4 protein-coding genes are annotated in these 2,776 nt (G+C 31.1%); all 4 read left to right on the plus strand.

What is annotated here, in order from left to right:
- Positions 1-932, plus strand: a 932-nt coding sequence (locus CXF67_RS09100; RefSeq protein ID WP_102088471.1) for an alpha/beta hydrolase, incomplete at its 5' end; no start/stop codon positions are given.
- Entirely contained in the window at positions 932-1,402 is a 471-nt protein-coding gene (locus tag CXF67_RS09105; protein ID WP_102088472.1) for an RNA polymerase sigma factor, read from the plus strand. The genes CXF67_RS09100 and CXF67_RS09105, both read left to right, overlap by 1 nt.
- Positions 1,392-1,982 (plus strand): hypothetical protein, encoded by a 591-nt coding sequence (locus CXF67_RS09110; RefSeq protein WP_102088473.1) that lies wholly within the window; start codon positions 1,392-1,394, stop codon positions 1,980-1,982. Before CXF67_RS09105 ends, CXF67_RS09110 begins: the two co-directional genes overlap by 11 nt.
- 12 nt (positions 1,983-1,994) lie before the next feature.
- The gene (locus CXF67_RS09115) at positions 1,995-2,387 is read left to right on the plus strand and encodes a hypothetical protein (protein WP_102088474.1); all 393 of its coding nucleotides are present in this window, start codon (positions 1,995-1,997) and stop codon (positions 2,385-2,387) included.
- Positions 2,388-2,776: the final 389 nt, after the last annotated feature.

Raw genomic sequence — 2,776 nt, forward strand, 5'->3', positions numbered from 1 at the left:
AAATGAAACAAACTACCACATTATTCGTATTTTTAATAACAACCATTTCAGTTAGCTCTCAAACAATTTATTCAAAAGCATTTGGTGACCCAAGCAATGAACCACTAATTTACCTTCATGGTGGCCCTGGATACAATTCAATAGGTTTTGAAGTATCAACGGCCAAAGAACTTAGCGAAAACGGATTTTTTGTTATTGTTTATGATAGACGAGGAGAAGGTAGATCTTCAGATGGAAATGCAAAATTCACATTTCAAGAAACATTTGATGATTTGGACGCTATATATAAAAAATTCAATTTAAAAGATGCTACCCTTATAGGACATAGCTTTGGAGGCGTGGTTGGAACTCTTTACGCAGAGAAATATCCAAATAAAATAAAATCTTTAGTACTGGTAGCCGCTCCATTATCTATACAAGAGACATTAAACACCATTATAAAAACTTCCAAAAGTATCTACGAAAGCAATAATGACAACACCAACCTAAAATACATCAGAATGCTTGAGACCATGGATAAAAACTCACTGGAATACAGTTCGTACAGTTTTGGACATGCCATGCAAAATGATTTTTATACGCCAAAAGCACCATCTGAAGAAGCCACAGCCATTTACACAAAATTAAAATCAGATACTTTATTTAAAAGTAAGGGTACAAAAATGACCATGGAAGCACCAAAAGGGTTTTGGAAAAATGAAAATTATACTTCCATAGATCTAACACAAAACTTCAAAAATGTATTAAAACATAAAATTGATATTTTTGGACTCTACGGTACCGAAGATGGTTTATATTCAAAAGAACATGTTAAGAAAATCAAAGGAATAATACCAGAAAATAATTTAAAATACATGGAGAACTGCTCTCACAATGTCTTTATTGATCAACAAAGTCAGTTTATAGCCTCTCTAAAAACTTGGATTCATTAATGACTTTTGAAGAAATTCATAAAGTATATTGGTCAAAAGTTTACCGGCAATGTATGGGGTATATGAACGACCATGATGCAGCTAAAGATATTACACAAGAAACCTTTATAAAGGTTTGGCAACATCTACCAAAATTCAGGAATGAATCTTCCATCGGTACTTGGGTGTTTAGAATTGCGGTAAACTCTTGCTTAAGACAAATTAGTAAAGATAAAAAGATGCCAAAATCTGAATTTCCAAATGAAATAGTTGAAGAAATTCTAGTCAATAATGAACCTCAAGTAGAGTTTTTGTACAAATGCATATCAGAACTTCCTGAAGTTGAACGTATCATCATATCATTGGAACTGGAGGAATTGAAACAGAAAGAAATAGCAAAAATTGTTGGTCTTTCAGAAAGTAATGTTAGAGTAAAGATTCACCGAATTAAAGAAAAGCTAAGCATAAAATTCCAGAAACATGACAAATAACATAGACTTTAAACAATACTGGAATAAGCAGAAAATTGAAACTCAATCACCAGAGGAACTCATAAAAAAAGCTAATGAATTTAAAAGAAAAATCCGATTTAAACTCATTATAGCCAACATTGTTTTACTCTTAGCTTGTATGGTTATAAGTTTTGTTTGGTTCTATTATCAACCCGAGTATTTGACTACAAAAATTGGAATTATCATCATTATCATAGCTATTCTAATATACATAGCATTCCAGAGCGCATTAACCCCGCTTCTGTTAACGAAGAATATTGAGGCGAATGCTAAAGCGCAGTTGCTACAGCTATTAAAACTTAAAAAAAAGCAGCGTTTTCAGCAGACAACGCTTTTAAATAGTTACTTCTTTCTACTTTCTTTAGGCCTTGGCCTCTATATGTACGAGTATGCTGTTAGAATGACCTTGGCTTGGGCTATTTTATCTTATGGTCTTGTACTTTTTTGGATAGCTCTAAATGCATTTTATTTTAGACCAAAAGCCATAAAAAAACAAGAAGCTAGATTAAACAGATTGATAGCTCAATTAAAAGATTTGAAAGAACAATTAACAGATTAAAAAATTACATTCATGAATACAAAAATAATAATGACCTCAAGCGCTATACTATTAGCAGCAATTGGAATCCTTTTTTCTTTTTTACCAAATGAGGTAATGGAATACTTAAATATTGAATCAAACACAATTACAATACTCTTTTTAAATTTAATGAGTGCTTTATATTTGGGTTTTGGCATTTTAAATTGGATGGCAAAGGGGACGCTCATTGGAGGAATATATAATAAACCAATCGCTATTGGAAATCTCATGCATTATGGAGTTGGGGCAATTGCATCAGTTAAAGTTGTTTCTAATATTCAAATGCATCAAGAAATTATTATTTCACTCACAATAATATATGTGATTTTTGCGATACTTTTTGCTTCTATCTTTTTCAAAAATCCAACAAAAACTGAAAAATAAAAAAGCTATTGGAGATACTTGTATGGTTAATTGCTTGTAAACATATTGTATGCTGGAAATAAGATTCAATAGCTAATTTACGCTGGATTATTTGTAAAAAAGGGATAAACGTACCAGTCTGCATTTACAATTGTTATAGCACGTTAATTAAAAAACTTAGGACACTACAGGATACTATGGTCTGAAGAACTGAAAGAAATAATTGAAAAGAAGATAGAAAAAATAGCACACAACACCATGTAAAAATGCATTAAAACGCATTTCACACAAACTGTTATAACCAATTAAACAACTCATAAATAGCATCTTTTTCATATGATTAAACTTGAAGAAATAACTTCATTCCCCACTTTTTCTAATCAATTGGAAAATAAGATATTGTACTCTAA

Source organism: Psychroflexus sp. MES1-P1E (assembly GCF_002836055.1).
Classification (GTDB): Bacteria; Bacteroidota; Bacteroidia; order Flavobacteriales; family Flavobacteriaceae; genus Psychroflexus.